General features: G+C 36.5%; 16 protein-coding genes. 4 read left to right on the top strand and 12 right to left on the bottom strand.

The genetic code is table 11. The features are described 5' to 3' along the window. Positions 1 to 61: 61 nt before the first annotated feature. On the bottom strand, positions 62 to 1,474 hold the full coding sequence (locus BXY82_RS08060; RefSeq protein WP_133757693.1) for a leucyl aminopeptidase family protein: 1,413 nt from the start codon (positions 1,472 to 1,474) through the stop codon (positions 62 to 64). 9 nt (positions 1,475 to 1,483) lie between these two features. Next, positions 1,484 to 2,245: an alpha/beta hydrolase gene (locus BXY82_RS08055; RefSeq protein WP_133757692.1), complete on the bottom strand. Its 762-nt coding sequence runs from the start codon at positions 2,243 to 2,245 to the stop codon at positions 1,484 to 1,486. A gap of 382 nt (positions 2,246 to 2,627) precedes the next feature. Between BXY82_RS08055 and BXY82_RS08050 the strand changes: the two genes are divergently transcribed. Both BXY82_RS08050 and BXY82_RS08045 read left to right on the top strand, forming a co-directional pair. Further along, entirely contained in the window at positions 2,628 to 3,278 is a 651-nt protein-coding gene (locus tag BXY82_RS08050; RefSeq protein WP_133757691.1) for a DsbA family oxidoreductase, read from the top strand. Between the two features lie 172 nt (positions 3,279 to 3,450). Then, on the top strand, positions 3,451 to 3,966 hold the full coding sequence (locus BXY82_RS08045) for a GreA/GreB family elongation factor (RefSeq protein ID WP_133757690.1): 516 nt from the start codon (positions 3,451 to 3,453) through the stop codon (positions 3,964 to 3,966). Between the two features lie 92 nt (positions 3,967 to 4,058). Here BXY82_RS08045 and guaB read toward each other — a convergent pair whose 3' ends face one another. The 7 genes from guaB to BXY82_RS08010 form a co-directional block, all read right to left on the bottom strand. After that, positions 4,059 to 5,531: an IMP dehydrogenase gene (guaB, locus tag BXY82_RS08040; RefSeq protein WP_133757689.1), complete on the bottom strand. Its 1,473-nt coding sequence runs from the start codon at positions 5,529 to 5,531 to the stop codon at positions 4,059 to 4,061. Between the two features lie 294 nt (positions 5,532 to 5,825). Then, positions 5,826 to 6,323, bottom strand: coding sequence for a hypothetical protein (locus BXY82_RS08035; protein ID WP_133757688.1), 498 nt, complete (start codon positions 6,321 to 6,323; stop codon positions 5,826 to 5,828). 1 nt (position 6,324) lies between these two features. After that, the gene (locus BXY82_RS08030; RefSeq protein WP_133757687.1) at positions 6,325 to 6,852 is read right to left on the bottom strand and encodes an FMN-binding protein; all 528 of its coding nucleotides are present in this window, start codon (positions 6,850 to 6,852) and stop codon (positions 6,325 to 6,327) included. Between the two features lie 101 nt (positions 6,853 to 6,953). Continuing rightward, positions 6,954 to 8,126, bottom strand: coding sequence for a porin (locus BXY82_RS08025; protein WP_133757686.1), 1,173 nt, complete (start codon positions 8,124 to 8,126; stop codon positions 6,954 to 6,956). Positions 8,127 to 8,297: 171 nt separating this feature from the next. Further along, the gene (locus BXY82_RS08020; protein WP_133757685.1) at positions 8,298 to 9,158 is read right to left on the bottom strand and encodes a hydroxymethylglutaryl-CoA lyase; all 861 of its coding nucleotides are present in this window, start codon (positions 9,156 to 9,158) and stop codon (positions 8,298 to 8,300) included. Positions 9,159 to 9,314: 156 nt separating this feature from the next. After that, a complete protein-coding gene (locus BXY82_RS08015) occupies positions 9,315 to 9,929 on the bottom strand; it encodes a LysE family translocator (RefSeq protein WP_133757684.1) in 615 nt (204 codons plus the stop codon). Between the two features lie 55 nt (positions 9,930 to 9,984). After that, positions 9,985 to 11,019: a quinone-dependent dihydroorotate dehydrogenase gene (locus BXY82_RS08010; protein ID WP_133757683.1), complete on the bottom strand. Its 1,035-nt coding sequence runs from the start codon at positions 11,017 to 11,019 to the stop codon at positions 9,985 to 9,987. Between the two features lie 316 nt (positions 11,020 to 11,335). On the opposite strand from BXY82_RS08010, the gene pepT reads away from it, so the two are divergent. Together pepT and BXY82_RS08000 are read left to right on the top strand one after the other, a co-directional pair. Beyond that, positions 11,336 to 12,574, top strand: a complete 1,239-nt coding sequence (gene pepT, locus BXY82_RS08005) for a peptidase T (protein ID WP_133757682.1) — start codon at positions 11,336 to 11,338, stop codon at positions 12,572 to 12,574. An 80-nt stretch (positions 12,575 to 12,654) separates the two neighbouring features. After that, the gene (locus tag BXY82_RS08000) at positions 12,655 to 13,251 is read left to right on the top strand and encodes a YdeI/OmpD-associated family protein (protein ID WP_133757681.1); all 597 of its coding nucleotides are present in this window, start codon (positions 12,655 to 12,657) and stop codon (positions 13,249 to 13,251) included. Between the two features lie 48 nt (positions 13,252 to 13,299). Here BXY82_RS08000 and yajC read toward each other — a convergent pair whose 3' ends face one another. The 3 genes from yajC to nusB all read right to left on the bottom strand — a co-directional run bounded on the left by yajC (position 13,300) and on the right by nusB (position 15,178). Further along, positions 13,300 to 13,602, bottom strand: coding sequence for a preprotein translocase subunit YajC (gene yajC, locus BXY82_RS07995; RefSeq protein ID WP_133757680.1), 303 nt, complete (start codon positions 13,600 to 13,602; stop codon positions 13,300 to 13,302). A 16-nt stretch (positions 13,603 to 13,618) separates the two neighbouring features. Next, the gene (locus tag BXY82_RS07990; RefSeq protein WP_133757679.1) at positions 13,619 to 14,167 is read right to left on the bottom strand and encodes a DUF1573 domain-containing protein; all 549 of its coding nucleotides are present in this window, start codon (positions 14,165 to 14,167) and stop codon (positions 13,619 to 13,621) included. A 66-nt stretch (positions 14,168 to 14,233) separates the two neighbouring features. Further along, positions 14,234 to 15,178: a transcription antitermination factor NusB gene (gene nusB / locus BXY82_RS07985; RefSeq protein ID WP_243835746.1), complete on the bottom strand. Its 945-nt coding sequence runs from the start codon at positions 15,176 to 15,178 to the stop codon at positions 14,234 to 14,236. Positions 15,179 to 15,222: the final 44 nt, after the last annotated feature.

Genomic DNA, 15,222 nt, shown 5'->3' with positions numbered 1-15,222 from the left:
AACTCTTCCTGAAGCAACGGTTACTTCAGTACTATTCTCACACAAAATACAAAATAAACTTTTAGTTCTCTGAAATAGATTTGATATAATTTACCATTAATTGGACGCCATAGCCACTTGCACTTTTCATTTTGGCATATTTAGAGTCGCCAAATGATACGCCGGCAATATCCAAATGCATCCATGCCTGATGCTCCTCCGTAAAAGCTTCTAAAAACTTTGCTGCGGTAGTTGCACCTGCAATAGGTTTCCCACTAAAGTTTCTGAGGTCCGCAATATCACTATGCAAATCACTATCAAAGTCTGAGAATAGGGGTAACGGCCACACCCGTTCATTGATTTCAAACCCTATTGTTGAGAGTTTTTGTGCCATCTCGGTATTGTTGGTAAACATGCCTGCAGCGGAATATCCTAAGGTTTGAACGACACTCCCCGTTAAAGTAGCCAAATCTATAACTTGCTTGGGCTTAAATTCCTTAATAATATAATTTAAGCCATCTGCTAAGACCAGACGACCTTCAGCGTCAGTATCAATAATTTCTATAGTTTTTCCTGAGTAACTGTTTATAACATCTCCAGGACGGTAACTATTGCTATCTACCGCGTTTTCTGCAGAAGCTACTACACCAACAACATTAACGTTGAGTTTCAATTTTGCCACCAATTCTACAACGCCAAGTACAATAGCGGCGCCTCCCATGTCACTCTTCATATAATGCAAATTAGTTGAAGGCTTAATTGACAAACCGCCGGTATCAAAAGTGATGCCTTTACCTACCAAACCGATATCCACCGCAGCATCTTTATTCGGCATATATTCAGTTACAATAACCACTGGCGGATTTGCACTACCTTGCCCTACCGCCATAACGGCTTGGAATCCTTGGGCTTCAAGTTCCTTTTTGTGTAATACTGTGCATGTGTAGTTAGCATCATGCGCAGAAGCTTGCGCCCATTGCCCTAAAAACTCAGGTGTTTTTTGATTGGCCGGTGCATCTACTAATGTTTTAATTCTATTAATGGTGGCGCCAATTTCTTGAGATTCTTCAAGAAGGGCGGTCACGTTTTGAGAATTTACAATTTCAAATGTAATTGGCCCATCCTGCTCCTTTTTAGATTTAAAAGCGCCAATATTGTAAGCCGACATTTCTAAACCAATCACCACTTTACGAAGTTCAGCATCAGAAAAACCTTCTGTTATAATTTGAACAGGTTCTTTCCAATATTTTTTATAATCAAAACTGAGCTTTCTGAAGGCGTCATCAATTTTTACGGCATCCTTCTCCTCTCCTAACCCTAACAAATAAACTCTATTGCCTTCTGCTCCGTAAAGCATTTGAACGGTTGAAAACTCACCATTAAAATCTGGGTCGTTTACCGTGGTATATTGACTAAGATGGTCCAATTGCCCTTTACGACATGGTACAATGACATCTTGATGAATGTTAAGTTGGGTAATGTGTTTATAAATCATAATTTCAAATTAAAAATAAAGCCATTTCACAGCTTTTGGAAACTCATGTTTCCAATAAATTTCCGCATGTTTTCCTATTTCGTTGATTGAAAAATGGAAATCTATCGAATGATTTTCAACCATCTTTTCTCTAAAAATGGCTTCCAGTTTTTGAGCATTTGGCAAATGTTCGGCACTTTCATTACCTCCTGAATACAAATAAATTTTTGACTCCTGTAAAGGCTGAAATGATTCCGTTTGATTGAAAATTGTTTTCGCAATCCACAGACTTGGTGAAAATATCATCATTTTACCAAAAACACCCGGATTTGACAATCCTGCGTGTAGGCTAATCAGACCTCCCAAAGAACTCCCACCAATGCCCGTATTCTGAAAATCAGGCAGTGTCCTATAATTACTGTTAATGTAAGGAATTAATTTTTCAATGATAAACTGAATGTAGAAATTGCCTTTCCCTTCACCATATCTCGGATGGTAATACGGCAGATACTCAGTGATACGCTCGTCTTCTCCATGATCTATAGCAATGACAATAATATCACTCATGCCCTGCTCGGCCAGTTTTGCCAACGACTGATCTATAGCCCAATCGCCAAAAGGAGACATGGGGTTAAACAAATTTTGCCCATCCTGTAAATAAAGCACAGGGAAATGTTTATCCGTTTCATAGTAATTGTAAGGCAACAACGCAGATATTTTTCTGGTAGCCTGCAAATGTGGGATTTCATAAGCCTCTTCAAGAACCTTTATAATAGGTTTAAAATCCGTCATTGAATGTCATAATTATTTACGCGCGAAATTACAGTTTTATGGTTTTAAAAACTTATAATTTATGATTTAATATTGAACATCTAACTTACAATCCATAGCATTTCTCTGTGGTTTTAACAGCCTTTTGCAAGAGACCTCTGTAATCAAATTCATTTAGTTCACCTGTCAAATTTTTCAAAAGGGGGGGGGGATAAAAATCTGCGCTATCAGAGTTGAATTAAATATAGTACTGAGCGGCTAGGCCTCGAGTCTAGAAGTATCAAATAAATAGAATGTAGTATTATGGATTGTGAGCAACCAACTACAAATCTGAGGAATATCAGCGCTACAATGAAAGTTTATGCTATGTATTACGATTAAGATTTTAACAAACTATAAAACAATGAAAGAGAAATTAAAAATAGATATTGTTTCTGATGTGGTATGTCCTTGGTGTACCATAGGTTATAAACGGTTAGAAAAAGCCATTACGGAATTGGGCATTCAAGATCAGGTAGAAATTGAATGGCAGCCATTTGAATTAAATCCAAACATGCCCATGGAAGGACAAAATTTGAAAGAACATCTCGCCGAAAAATATGGTTCTACTTCTGAACAACAAGAAGCATCACACCAACACTTGGTTGCTGCGGGGGAAGAGGTCGATTTTAAGTTCGATTATTTTGATGAGATGCGAATTGTCAACACCTTTGATGCGCATATTTTGTTGGACTATGCCAAACAATTTGGTAAACAAACAGAATTACAGATGCGATTGACGAAGGCTTTTTTTAGTAATCGAAAAGATGTGTCGGACAGAACGGTATTAAACCAAATATTATCTGATGTTGGGTTAAATGTGGAAGAAGCATTAACACGCCTAGAGGATAATAAGGTACGTAGCGATGTAAAGAATGCGGAAGAATTTTGGCGCCAATTAGGAGTAACATCGGTCCCAACAATTGTCTTTAATCGAAAAAGTGCCGTAACGGGCGCACAACCAGTAGACGTGTTTAAGCAGGTGTTGACTGAACTTACAACGACAACTTCCTAGCACTATTTACAGAAAAGCGCGTTGAACTGTGTTTAATGACTTTAGACTTGGTATTGCGTTCATAAAATAACTCATACGGACAACCATTACCCCGTATTCTATTTATTTTTAAATGTTAGTTAAAGCTATAGTTTGTTAACCTTAGCAAGCAACCTGACAAAAAACGTTTATTATGAGCAGAGGATTTGTAAAAGAAGAGGATCAAGAAGAAGTGCCAATGGTACCCCCGAGAGCAGATTTGCCAGAAGGCGCTATTAATTATGTGACTCAGGTAGGTATGGACGAATTATTAGGTGAAAGAGAACGACTAATTACAGAACGTGACGGGTTAGACAATACCAATGAAAAGGAAAAACGAATTACCACAAATTATATCAATGCCAAATTACAGTTACTCAATAATAGGATTCTAACCGCCAAGATAGTGGATTTATCAACTCAACCGCAAAATGAAGTGCGTTTTGGAGCCATTGTTACCTTAAAAATAGGTTCCGATAAAAACTTACAACACTATCAAATTGTTGGGGTAGACGAAGCGGATATCTCAAAAAGAAAAATTTCATTTTTATCACCCATCGCCAAATTATTAACAGACAAACAAGTAGGAGATATTGCTGTTCTTAAATTGGCCAAGGAAGATCGTAGCTTTAAAATCATGAATATTGAGTACCCACAGGTACATCAATAGAAGTCCCATACAAAATACACTAAAAATTTATAATAACCATAAAAAAACACGACCTATCAAGGTCGTGTTTTATATCGAATTACTTAAGTAATTTATCTTGAGTAATTAGGAGATTCTTCAGTAATGGTCACATCATGAGGGTGACTTTCATTAATTCCGGAAGATGTTATTTTTACGAAACGACCATTTTCTTTAAGTGTTTCAATGTCTTTAGCGCCGCAATAGCCCATACCGGCACGCAAACCTCCAATAAATTGGTGGATACTCTCAAAAAGATCGCCTTTGTATGGTACGCGTCCTACGATGCCCTCTGGAACCAATTTTTTAATGTCATCTTCAACATCTTGAAAATAACGGTCTTTACTACCCTGTTTCATGGCATCCACAGATCCCATACCTCTATAGGATTTAAATTTACGACCTTCATAGATGATAGTTTCTCCTGGAGATTCTTTTGTACCAGCCAATAAGGAACCTAACATCACCGTATCTGCGCCGGCCGCAATGGCTTTAGGAATATCTCCTGTATAGCGGATGCCGCCATCTGCAATTACAGGAACACCAGAACCTTTAATGGCTGCAGCCACTTCTAATACTGCTGAGAATTGTGGAAAACCAACACCTGCAACAACCCTTGTGGTGCAAATAGATCCTGGTCCGATACCAACTTTAATGGCATCTGCACCGGCCTCAACCAAATATTCAGCAGCTTCTGCCGTAGCTATATTACCAACCACCACTTCAAGCTCAGGGAATAGTTTTTTAATTTCTTTTAAAATTGTCACCACACCTTTGGTATGTCCGTGAGCAGTATCAATGATAACAGCATCTACGCCAGATTTCACTAAAGCTTCTGCCCTTTCAACAGCATCACCCGTTACACCGATTGCCGCTGCAACACGCAAACGCCCGTAAGTATCTTTATTTGAGATAGGTTTTGTAGTTAATTTGGTAATGTCTCTAAATGTAATTAAACCCGCTAAATTGTAATTCTCATCAACAATCAGTAATTTCTCAATCTTGTTCTTTTGAAGAATTCCTTCGGCATCCTGCAATGATGTTCCGACGGGTGCAGTTACGAGATTATCCTTAGTCATGACTTCTAAAATGGCACGAGAGCCATCTTTTTCAAAACGTAAATCACGATTGGTAACAATACCTTTTAAGACCCCCTTCCCATCAGTAATTGGAATACCACCAATACTATGTTCTGCCATTAGTTGCTTCGCATCTAAAACTGTTGCCGTTAACGGCATCGTTACAGGGTCAGTTATCATACCACTCTCAGCACGCTTCACTTTTCGCACTTCATTAGCTTGTTGCGCAATACTCATATTTTTATGCAAGACACCAATTCCACCTTCTCGAGCAATGGCAATAGCCATAGCACTCTCAGTTACCGTATCCATAGCGGCAGATACAATAGGAACATTAATCTTAATATTACGTGTAAATTGGGTTTGAATGTTGACCTCTCGAGGAAGGACTTCAGAATATGCAGGAATTAGGAGTACGTCATCATAAGTTAATCCCTCACTTACTATTTTGCTTTCGTGTGCTGTCATTGCAATTACGGTTTAATTGCGTGCAAATGTACAATATTTATACCGAAAACAGATTTAAGATTATCTTAAAATAATTATTTATGCTTTAATAAACAATAACCTAAAATTATTGGGTTATAAATTATTGTAGATACAACTGTAGATTATGAGTAGAGAACCTTGCTAATAACTTTAAAATCTATGTACAATTTGGCACTAGTAACGAGCACCTTGAAGTTATACACCTAATAAAAATAAAACTAAAGTTTAGAAGAGGCCTCAATTTATTATAAAGGATGATATCTGATGATATATTTACAAAACCTTTTTTGATTGGAATACTTGAACTAGAATAACGACTATAGAGCATGTATAGGTTATAGCCATAAGCATACCAGAAAACATGACAATATACTTCATCCATAAATGACCGGACCAAAGAAAATATAAGCCACCAAAGGTCAATATCACAGATAAGAAAGGTTCTACAATTAAGAATAGCTTGAGTTTTTTGTTGAGTTGCGTGGTACTTAATAGAATTCCCACTAAAAAGAAAATAATGGACATAGACAAAATGTGGTTATGAACCAAGGTCAGCATTTCTTGCTCACTTTTTTTAAATTTCATCACACTAGCATCCTCATCAAGTTCATTTCCCAAATACTGTTCTTCAATCCCTTTCGGCTCTGCTCCTGATGTATTGCCTACAAAAAGCAAACCTGTATAAAACCCAACACTTAATACGATTATAAACGCAGCAATTAAGAATTTTATTTCTTTAGGGAATGTATATATCAAGCCATTTAGATGCATACTAAATGATATTTTTAGAGTGAAGTATTTTTAATGACTTTAAAAGATCGTTCATTGCTGATGTCATAGATCTAACTGAGATAGTAGCTCCTGAAATAGCCATAATATTGTCGCCATAACGCAGCTCGTCCTTTAGGGATTTTCCAATAAATTGACGCAACCAGCGCTTACTTCCAATTTCTCCTCCATAATCTTCACGATAGACCAATACTTTTGTAGACAACACCACAAGATCAGGGTTTAATAGTACCAAATAATCAAATTCATCCGTTTTACTTGGAGCTTTAGCAATATAAGCATACCCTAACAATTTGTTGTTATGGCGAATTTTAAAAAAATTGTCAGACCCAAAGGTTGAGGGCAAACCTTTCGCAACATCCTGCGGAATTTTAAACGTTTCAAATTGAGTTGCGGTTGATTGAAATGTTTCACTTATTTCTTTATCAACTTTCTTCTGTATATGCTTAGGCAATTCTACATTTTGAAATGCAGTAAGAATAAAAATGATAATGGTAAATTTCAAATTCATGTTGCAAAGATATTTAATTGTTTCTCTTGTCCAATTAACATGCCAAAAGCTAGAGATATAATTCTCTAGCTATTGACACGTTTATAGTAAATCAAATTTAATTAGAACCACACGCCAATACCAAGGTTTAATTGGTTGGCCAAATTAGCAGACGTAGCATCATCCCTAAATTGATAATCTGCTTTTAGGACCGCACCTGGAGCTAATTTGTAAGATAGACCAACAGTCCAATCGCTTCTATTAAAGGCATCATTGACTAACAAATCTCCACTTACAGACGCATTTGTGTCATAAGCTTCATAACGTGCGAAGGCATACAATTGCTGTTGCTTTGTAAGCGGTAATAAATTGTACGCTGCCTCTAAATACCATCCTTGCATAGCACTACCTAAGCCTTGGGTTGGATTGGCATCTAAATCATAATGCAATTCATTATAAGCCTCAGTATCGGTTAAAGAGGAGTATACAAATTGTCCGCGGGCAGCAAATCGTTTAAAGTTGTAACGTGCATCCAATCCTACCATAGAAATACCTACACTAGAACCATCCAATTCCTCTACATTATCTTCAGCTTGAGAGCGTCCTACATAGCCAGACAATCCTAAACGCAATCCTGGCAATCCGTAATAATCCAATTTTGCAGAAAGGTTAGGTGAATCGATGTTCGATTTAATTCCCTTTTGACGGCCATTTCTCAAGCCATCTTTACCGCCTAAGAATTTAGAACCATTAACAGAAGCAAATCCGTTAAAAATATATGCCTGATAACGTAATGATGCATCATCCACAGTTCCAGCCACACCAACACCAATTTCTCTCCAAGTTGTTGGGACAATGCTTTTGTCCATACTTGGGCGCTCTACACCGTTAAATGTGGTAGGCTCATGGTATTCATTAATAATACCCATAGGCACAAGCATTAATCCACCACGAAGATTCAAATTGTCATTTAAACTGTACTGTAAAAAAGCTTGCTCTACATACACTTCACTAACATGTTCAAATTCAACTTCAGTTACAAATTGCACTTTGTCATTAAATTTGTAGCCAAACATTAACACCAAACGTTGAACGTCCAGCTCGCCATTGCCTCCTTCCGGCTGATTATAAGTAATTTCACCGTAGCCACCTACTGTAACACCAGAACTGATATTACCCGAGAGTATACGTTCAGCAGAATTTTGGTCTTTATTGACCGGTAAAGAATCTTGAGATGTTTGTGAAAATGTAATAGCTGAAATTAACAGCGCTACTACCAATAAATTATTTTTCATTGTAAGAGTTTGAAATTGTTTTTATTTAGAATGATTATTTATAATTAATTATTCGGCAAAAATAAAACACGATTTCAATTTGACAAAGCTTATTTAGATTAATTTAAAATAATATTTTTAACACAACGTTAAATAACTGTGATTGTGAATCTTACTAAAAGTTAAATTTAATCAATGGTAGGACGAAAAAATTTTCGTGGCCTCATTATAGGCGCTTTCAAAACTTAGGGCATTAAGATCGCACCGTTGTTTTGCTGTAAAATAAGATAACAATTTTTCAGTAGGCATGTTACCCGTCAACTCATCTTTAGCCATCGGACACCCACCAAAGCCTTGAATAGCGCCATCAAAACGATTACAGCCAGCTTTAAAGGCAGCGTCCACCTTTTCGTGCCACGAGGTTGGAGTAGTATGAAGATGTGCTCCAAACTCGATATGTGGATATTTTGGGATTAAGTTTGAAAACAGATAATTAATGTTCTCCGGATTTGAGGTTCCTACAGTATCACTCAACGACAATATTTTGACACCCATAGTAGCTAAACGCTCCGTCCAATCGCCAACAATATCCACATTCCACGGATCTCCATAAGGATTGCCAAAGCCCATAGAAATATACACCACCACTTCCTTATTGCTTTGATCAGCAATTTCTAGAATCTCATTTAAGGTTACTACTGACTCAGCTATGGTTTTATGAGTATTTCTCATTTGAAAGTTCTCTGAAATAGAAAATGGATATCCCAAGTATTGTATTTCAGGATGCACAGATGCATCTTCCGCACCTCTAGTATTAGCTATTATGGAGAGTAATTTACTCTTCGTTTTAGAAAGGTCTAATTTTGAAAGCACTTCTGCAGTATCGACCATTTGCGGAATAGCTTTAGGCGACACAAAACTGCCAAAATCTATAGTATCAAAACCAACGCGCAACAGCGACTGGATGTACTGTACTTTTTTATCGGTTGGAATAAAATCCTTAATGCCTTGCATGGCATCGCGCGGACATTCTATGATTTTTACGTGTTGCATGGGTTCAAAGATAGGAATTCATTTGTAGAAGAAATCCTTCCCTATAAAAAAACATTACAGAAATAAGTGATGTGTGTCTATTGGTATATTTTTTTTAATACCTCATTTACCCACCCTAACAATTTTTAGCATCTCCAATCAACAACAACATATAAATTAATCAACAATAATGTAGAGTGCAATACCAACAAACACAACAATTTGGAGCCATTTCAGAACAATACCAACTCCTTTTTGTTCTGTAATAAAATCTGAAATCCGACCTGCCAAAAGCGCTATTCCACTGAAAACAACGAATGACACGGCCATAAATACAGCGCCCAAGATATAAAATTGAACAACAGTATTTCCATCCTTTTCCCATAAGAACCCAGGGAAAAATGCTAAAAAGAAAATCATGACTTTGGGGTTCACCAAGTTCATGATCACCCCTGTTTTAAAAAGCATCCAATAGGATCTTTTTGGGGCGTCATCAGACAATAAAATAGAGTGATCGCTCTTAAAAACCATGTAAGCTAAATAGAGTAAATAACACGCGCCAAGCACTTTTATACCATAAAAGAGAGATTCTGAAGCCGTAATGATGGCAGAAATTCCGAAGGCCAATAAGGTGGTATGCACAATACAGCCGCTGATTAATCCGGCAGTTGTAGCAACGCCACTTTTAGTACCATTAATCAATGATTGGGTCAGGACATATATATTATCGGGGCCTGGAGAAATGGCCAACGCAAGGGTGGCTATTGAAAATGAGATGAGCGTTTCTATCATGGCCAGCTGGCAAGGTTTATCTATTAATTCACTGTAGTCTATATCGTCAAAAACCTTACGTTCGTTTTATAATTGCCTTGTTAATATCTTTAATCAGTTGGGGTCCTTCATATATAAAACCAGTATACAACTGCACCAAATCAGCGCCTGCGGCTAGCTTTTCTAATGCATCTTCAGGCGTATGAATTCCTCCTACCCCAATAATTGGGAATGCTTTATGGCTTTTTTCTGCTAAAAACCGAATGACTTCTGTAGCTCTTTTTGCTAAAGGTCGTCCACTTAAACCGCCTAATTCGTCTTTGTTTGCACTTTGTAAACCCTCTCTTAAAATAGTGGTATTGGTAGCAATAACACCGTCAATATTGGTTATTGAAACAATATCAATAATATCTAAAAGTTGTTCATCGGTTAAGTCGGGCGCAATTTTTAAAAGAATAGGTTTCCGTTTCTCCTTCAAATTGTTTTTGTCTTGAAGCGTTCGTAACAAATCCGTAAGCGGTTTCTTTTCCTGTAAAGCACGAAGATTTGGGGTATTTGGAGAGCTCACATTGACCACGAAATAATCGACATAGTCAAACATGGCATCAAAGCAGATGATGTAATCTTTAACAGCATCTTCATTAGGTGTTACTTTATTTTTACCAATATTACCACCAATTAAAACCCGATGTTTATTTCCAACTGGAGCATTGGTCTTTAAGCGTTCTACAGCATCTTCTACACCACCGTTGTTAAAACCCATTCTATTGATTATTGCTGCATCTTCTTTCAGCCTAAACAAACGAGGCTTTTCATTACCGGACTGTGGTTTTGGTGTCACAGTTCCAATTTCTACGAAACCGAATCCCAAATTTGAAAGTTCTTTAAACAGCTTCGCATCTTTGTCAAACCCAGCGGCCAAACCTACAGGGTTTGGAAATTGTAAACCAAAAAGCTCTCGTTTTAGAGCAGGATGATCTACTTTATATAATGACCTGAAAATTGTTCCTAATCCAATAGCATTAGCTAACCTCACTACCTTAAAGGTAAAGTGATGGATAGCTTCAGGATCAAATGAAAATAATAGTGGACGAAGTAATGTTCTATACATAAGTGCAAAAATAAAAATTACCCAAATATAGGGCAGTTTTTAAAGGGATTCATTTTATATAAAATAATTTAAGATTAAAACTGACTCTTGCAAATAAAAAACGTTCATCATATGCTTTGCTAATAACTCAATACTTAGATACAGTTTAGGCAGTGTTGTTTTTTAGTGCTGCTCATCATTTGTTTGATTGCGTTAATTTATTTAATTAAGTAGTTAACATCATCCTATTATAATGGGAATATTTACTGAAAATTTAACCAACCTCGTAAATGTTCATTTGAATATGCTTTATTTTGCATCATTAAAGAAAAATTATATGATTGATAAGAAACACATAATTGACAGGTTTATAAGTTACGTTACTATTGATACAGAATCTGATCCTAATTCTGACACGACCCCAAGTACTGAAAAACAGTGGAATTTGGCCCATGCGTTGGTTAAAGAACTTACTGCCATAGGCATGACAGATGTATCCATAGACCAGAATGCTTATATCATGGCAACTTTACCCAGTAATGTTGATCATGATGTTCCCGTTATCGGATTTATTTCTCATTTTGATACCTCTCCAGATTTTACCGGTGCAAACATAAAACCTCAAATTATTGAAAAATACGATGGTAAAGACATTGTTTTAAATGCTGAAAAGGACATTGTCTTATCTCCTGACCTGTTTGATGATTTATTACAGTACACTGGTCAAACGCTCATAACTACTGACGGCAACACGCTTTTAGGTGCTGATGACAAAGCAGGGATTACAGAGATTGTTTCTGCTATGGAATACCTGATTCAGCATCCTGAAATTAAACATGGAGAAATAAGAATTGGGTTTACCCCTGATGAAGAAATTGGTCGAGGGGCCCATAAATTTGATGTAGAGAAATTTGGTGCGGAATGGGCCTATACAATGGATGGCAGCCAGATAGGCGAATTAGAATATGAAAATTTCAACGCTGCTGCCGCTACCGTAAAAATAAAAGGCACCATTGTGCATCCTGGTTATGCTAAAGGGAAGATGGTCAACTCCATGTATATAGCTACTGAATTCATTAACTCACTTCCATTATTGGAAACCCCTGAACATACTGAAAATTATCAAGGCTTTTTTCACCTTGCCAGCATAGATGGTAGTGTAGAGGAAACAGTATTGAAGTACATTGTGCGAGATCATGACAAAGATCATTTTAACGCCAGAAAAGAAGCAATGCACCAATTGACTTTTGACATCAACACACAATACGAAAGAGAGGTTGTGACTATAGATATCGAAGATCAATACTTCAATATGAAAGAAAAGATTGAGCCGGTTATGCACATTGTAGATATTGCTGCGGAGGCAATGTTAGCGGTTAACATTAAACCACTTATAAAACCTATTAGAGGGGGCACTGATGGTTCGCAATTAAGCTATATGGGTTTACCCTGCCCCAATATATTTGCTGGTGGCCATAATTTTCACGGACGTTATGAGTATGTTCCTGTAGAGAGCATGATTAAAGCTACTGAAGTTATTTGTAAAATTGCAGAATTGACAGCGTTAAGAAAGTAATAGGATTATCAAATATTTGATGTATAAGGATTTTTATTAATTTTAATACACAAAATCAATCCCTAAAAATTTATTGCCCTATGGCAAAAGCAACTACTGTAGATGAATATATTGAACTTTATTCCCATTATGGCGAAGCACTTAAAACTTTAAGACAACTCATCACTTCTACAGAATTAGAAGAAACCCTAAAATGGAGCGCACCTGTATACACTTTAAATGGTAAAAATGTATTGGGAATTGGCGCTTTTAAGAATCACTTCTGTATATGGTTTTTTAATGGTGTGTTTTTAAAAGACGACAATCAACTGTTGATGAATGCCCAAGAAAAAACGAAGGGCTTGCGGCAAATGCGCTTTGTATCAATAGTAGACATTAATAAACCAGTGGTTTTGGCTTATGTCAAGGAGGCCATTGAAAACCAAAAATTGGGTAAAGAATTGCTGCCAGAACGCAAAAGTAAAAATGTTGACCTTCCATCTCTTTTAAAAGAAGCATTCCAACAAGATAAAATCTTTAAGCAAAGTTTTGACAGCCTCACTCCCGGAAAACAGAGGGAGTATGCAGAACATATTGCATCAGCAAAAAGAGATAATACCAAACATTCCCGATTGAATAAAATTAAACCAATGATTTTAAAAGGTATGGGACTTCACGATAAATACAAAAACTGTTAACAAAAAAAAAGCCACTTTTAAGTGGCTTTTTTAGACTTTAAACAAAGTTTACTTTGATGTTGTTGTTGCAGGATCAATGTTAAGCTTACTGCTCATCTCCATGGAAATTGCAGAGCGATCAAATTTTATTTTTCCCGCTAAGGTTTCAATAACACAACTGTTATCTTTATCATTTAGGTCAACAATCTTACCGTGCATTCCGCTTTTGGTAATTACTTTGTCACCTCTTTTCAATTCACTTGCAAACTTTTTCTCCTTTTTGGCACGTTTCATTTGCGGTGCAATCATAAAAAAATAAACTACAGCAAACATTGCTATAAAAGGCAAAAATGAACTTATTCCTTCTCCCATTGATTCTTAAGTATTATTAGTCGTGGTTATGGCCTTCATGACCAGGTTGTGTACTGTATTTACGAGCTGGTTGCTGCATGATAGATTGCGTTCCTGTTTGGGCCGCAGGTTGTGCTGTTCCAGCGCCACCTTCTACCATAGCTTTAATTCTAACCGTTTCTGCTCCTTTTTCAGTGTTTGTGGTCATAGTAATTGATTTTGTAACTACACCATTACCTTTTCCGTCAAACTTAACTTTAAATTCACCAGTTTCACCAGGTGCCACTTGTCGTGTCCAATCTGATGGCACTGTACATCCGCAAGTACTTTTAATATCACTCACCACTAAAGGAGATGTTCCCGTATTTTTATATTTAAATACTGTTTCTACTGGTGTTCCGTTTTGTATTGTTCCAAAATCGTGTTCAACTTCTTCAAATTCAATTACTGCAAAGCTCCCTGAATTAGCATCTCTCTCTGCCGCTTCGGCTACATTTTCAGATTTGATTTTTGCTGTAGCATCTTCTTTACAAGACATAAATGCTACCAAACATAGTGCGCTAACACCTAACATTACTTTTTTCATTGTATTCTTTTTTATATGTTCTGTTTAAAACAACTTTAAGAAGGTAAAAATAAGAATAATTTCTTACTACATCAACCCTCGTCCTATTTTATTTAATTCGCCTTTCTCAGTATATTCCTTAACAATTTTATCTAAAATACCGTTTATAAAGAAGCTACTCTTAGGTGTTGAGTATTCTTTAGCAATATCTATATATTCATTAATTGTTACTTTAACAGGAATGGAAGGGAATTTTTGAAATTCACAAATAGCCATTTGAAGTAAAATGGCATCCAAACTTGCAATCCGGTCTGCATCCCAATTTTTGGTTTTTGCGGCCACCTCTTCATTGAACTTAGACTTATTAAGAATAGACTTTTTAAACAGTGTTGTTGCAAACTCTCTATCCTCTGTGTCTTTAAACAATTTTGGAGTAAAGTAATTGTGGCTGTTTTCCTTTTTAACTTTTCTAAGCAATTTCAATATTCCCGTATTGACTACTGGCAAATCGTCTAACCAGGTCAGTCGTTTATCTTCAATATAATCATAAAGCTTATCATTTGGAGCTACAATATCACTAAACACGTCCATAATAAAATTTCGGTCCTCTTTAAAGTCAGATACAGACGTTTTCATGTAGTCCTTATAGAGCTCACTTTCCAAAATGCTTTTAAAAATGATATCAACATACTCAAAATCTAGATACCAATAATCAATCTTGCGCTTTTCAATCTCTATTTGAAGTGACCGGTCTTCTCTTAAGAGTTGCAATACTTGGTTATTAATAAATTTTGAATTCGGATGTTTTTCTTCTTTGGTTGCTAAAATTTTGCGCTGGGATTTATCCTGATAATCTTCAGCCCGCTTTTGAACCTCTATTAAGAGGGATAACATTAAGAGGTGTAAATCATACATGTGATCGAGACTTTGAAGTAAGAATCGCTCGTCTTTTTTGAAATCGTCACTTTCTCCACCTTTAAACGCATAAAGGGTTTGCATCACTTTTATACGAATATGTCTTCTATTTAGCATTTGTAAGAACTTATTAAATTAAAAGGGCGAAAAGTATGGTTGAC

The sequence above is a fragment of the Gelidibacter sediminis genome (assembly GCF_004364975.1).
GTDB classification, from domain to species: domain Bacteria; phylum Bacteroidota; class Bacteroidia; order Flavobacteriales; family Flavobacteriaceae; genus Gelidibacter; species Gelidibacter sediminis.
This window is presented reverse-complemented; position numbering and strand designations above follow the sequence as displayed.

What these genes read in the sequence shown, in the direction of transcription:
- yajC (WP_133757680.1), bottom strand. Translation starts at nt 13,602, where the DNA reads ATGGGAGAAGGAATAAGTTCATTTTTGCCTTTTATAGCAATGTTTGCT.
- BXY82_RS08055 (WP_133757692.1), bottom strand. Translation starts at nt 2,245, where the DNA reads ATGACGGATTTTAAACCTATTATAAAGGTTCTTGAAGAGGCTTATGAA.
- BXY82_RS08050 (WP_133757691.1), top strand. Translation starts at nt 2,628, where the DNA reads ATGAAAGAGAAATTAAAAATAGATATTGTTTCTGATGTGGTATGTCCT.
- pepT (WP_133757682.1), top strand. Translation starts at nt 11,336, where the DNA reads ATGATTGATAAGAAACACATAATTGACAGGTTTATAAGTTACGTTACT.
- BXY82_RS08035 (WP_133757688.1), bottom strand. Translation starts at nt 6,323, where the DNA reads ATGCATCTAAATGGCTTGATATATACATTCCCTAAAGAAATAAAATTC.
- BXY82_RS07990 (WP_133757679.1), bottom strand. Translation starts at nt 14,167, where the DNA reads ATGAAAAAAGTAATGTTAGGTGTTAGCGCACTATGTTTGGTAGCATTT.
- BXY82_RS08060 (WP_133757693.1), bottom strand. Translation starts at nt 1,474, where the DNA reads ATGATTTATAAACACATTACCCAACTTAACATTCATCAAGATGTCATT.
- guaB (WP_133757689.1), bottom strand. Translation starts at nt 5,531, where the DNA reads ATGACAGCACACGAAAGCAAAATAGTAAGTGAGGGATTAACTTATGAT.
- BXY82_RS08000 (WP_133757681.1), top strand. Translation starts at nt 12,655, where the DNA reads ATGGCAAAAGCAACTACTGTAGATGAATATATTGAACTTTATTCCCAT.
- BXY82_RS08015 (WP_133757684.1), bottom strand. Translation starts at nt 9,929, where the DNA reads ATGATAGAAACGCTCATCTCATTTTCAATAGCCACCCTTGCGTTGGCC.
- BXY82_RS08020 (WP_133757685.1), bottom strand. Translation starts at nt 9,158, where the DNA reads ATGCAACACGTAAAAATCATAGAATGTCCGCGCGATGCCATGCAAGGC.
- BXY82_RS08030 (WP_133757687.1), bottom strand. Translation starts at nt 6,852, where the DNA reads ATGAATTTGAAATTTACCATTATCATTTTTATTCTTACTGCATTTCAA.
- BXY82_RS08025 (WP_133757686.1), bottom strand. Translation starts at nt 8,126, where the DNA reads ATGAAAAATAATTTATTGGTAGTAGCGCTGTTAATTTCAGCTATTACA.
- BXY82_RS08045 (WP_133757690.1), top strand. Translation starts at nt 3,451, where the DNA reads ATGAGCAGAGGATTTGTAAAAGAAGAGGATCAAGAAGAAGTGCCAATG.
- BXY82_RS08010 (WP_133757683.1), bottom strand. Translation starts at nt 11,019, where the DNA reads ATGTATAGAACATTACTTCGTCCACTATTATTTTCATTTGATCCTGAA.
- nusB (WP_243835746.1), bottom strand. Translation starts at nt 15,178, where the DNA reads ATGCTAAATAGAAGACATATTCGTATAAAAGTGATGCAAACCCTTTAT.